This window comes from Nitrospira sp. BLG_2 (assembly GCF_049222245.1).
Genome location: NZ_JBLYIG010000288.1, coordinates 1 through 1,625 on the forward strand (window position 1 = coordinate 1; position 1,625 = coordinate 1,625).

Here is a 1,625-nt window from a genome sequence, read left to right on the forward strand (position 1 = left end):
ATAAGCGCGTGAAGGAACTCGTGGGTTACGTGAAGAGCTTGAAGATCAAAACGCCCTGTCTCGACTTCGCCTTGGCGGTTGAGCAGGTGACGGCGACGAAGAAGGATAATTTGATTCTGAACGTGGACGGCACGATGGCGGCCGTGTTGGTCGATCTGGGGTTCCCGGTCGACAGTTTGAACGGTTTCTTCATCTTGTCGCGCACGATCGGATTGATCGGCCACTGGGTCGATCAGAAGCGCCAGGACAGCCGCTTGATCCGGCTGTTCGATTATCTGGTGAACTATGCGGCGCCCAAACGGCGGGAGGTCCCGCCGTTAAAATAGTCGCGCGAGGTTCCTCCATTAAGGATGGATGCGGGAAGCTCTGCTGCTAAATAGGCTCATGAAGCGCCACTGTTGAAACAATTGCGGGAGGGCTTCGCCGCTCGGCAAGTGGCGGAGCATGCCGCCCTAACCTAAGGCTGGTGACGGGGCGTGGCCGAGGAGCACAACTCCTTGGCTCCTGGCTCCAAATACCCACGCCCGTTTGTAAGGAGAGCGCAATGTCACTCGAGCTCGCGAAGAAGCTCTACGCCAAAATGCCTGAGATCTTCGAGAAGGCCAGAAAGAGATTCGGCCGTCCGTTGACGTTGGCGGAAAAGATTCTCGTCTCGCATGCCGACAACTTCGATACCCAACAGTGGGAGCGTGGGAAGGCCATGTTGGCGCTGCGCCCAGACCGCGTGGCGATGCAGGATGCGACGGCGCAGATGGCCATGTTGCAATTTATGCAGGCCGGCAAGAAAAAAGCCGCTGTGCCGAGCACCATCCACTGCGACCACCTGATTCGCGCGGAAATGGGCTCAGAGAAAGATCTGCTCCGCGCCATGGATGAAAACAAGGAAGTGTACAACTTCCTCGCGTCTGCTGCGAAGAAGTACGGCATCGGTTTCTGGAAGCCGGGCGCCGGTATTATTCACCAGGTCGTGCTGGAAAACTATGCGTTCCCCGGCGGGCTGATCATCGGGACCGACTCGCACACGCCGAACGGCGGTGGTCTAGGTATGTTGGCCATCGGCGTCGGCGGAGCGGATGCGGGCGAAGTGATGGCCGGTCTGCCTTGGGAAGTGCTCCATCCGAAGCTGATCGGCGTGAAACTGACCGGCAAGTTGAGCGGCTGGGCGTCACCGAAGGACGTGATCCTCTATCTGTGCGGCCTGCTCACCGTAAAGGGAGGGACGAACAAGATCGTCGAATACTTCGGTCCCGGCGCCGAAACGATCAGCGCGACCGGCAAGGGCACCATCTGCAATATGGGTGCGGAGCTGGGAGCGACCACGTCGGTATTTCCCTTCGATCAAAAGATGGTCGACTATCTGAACATTACGGATCGGGCCGATTTGGCGAAATTAGCCCAGGCCAATAAACCGTTACTTGTGGCTGACCCGGAAGTCAATCAGTCGCCCGAGAAGTATTATGACCAAATCGTCGAAATCGATTTATCCAAGCTCGAGCCGCATGTGGTCGGTCCTCATACACCCGACCTTGCTCGACCGGTCTCGAAGCTGAAGGCGGAAGCGCAGGAAAAGGGCTATCCGGTCGAGCTGAAGGCGGCCTTGATCGGCAGCTGTACGAACTCGTCGT

Annotated in this window: 2 protein-coding genes; both read left to right on the top strand. The window is 57.8% G+C overall.

The window, feature by feature from the left end:
• Nucleotides 1–326, top strand: a 326-nt coding sequence (locus ACOSYY_RS07915) for a citrate/2-methylcitrate synthase (protein WP_421661726.1), incomplete at its 5' end; no start/stop codon positions are given.
• A 218-nt stretch (nt 327–544) separates the two neighbouring features.
• A partial coding sequence (locus tag ACOSYY_RS07920) for an aconitase family protein (RefSeq protein ID WP_421661727.1) occupies nt 545–1,625 on the top strand: 1,081 nt, incomplete at its 3' end.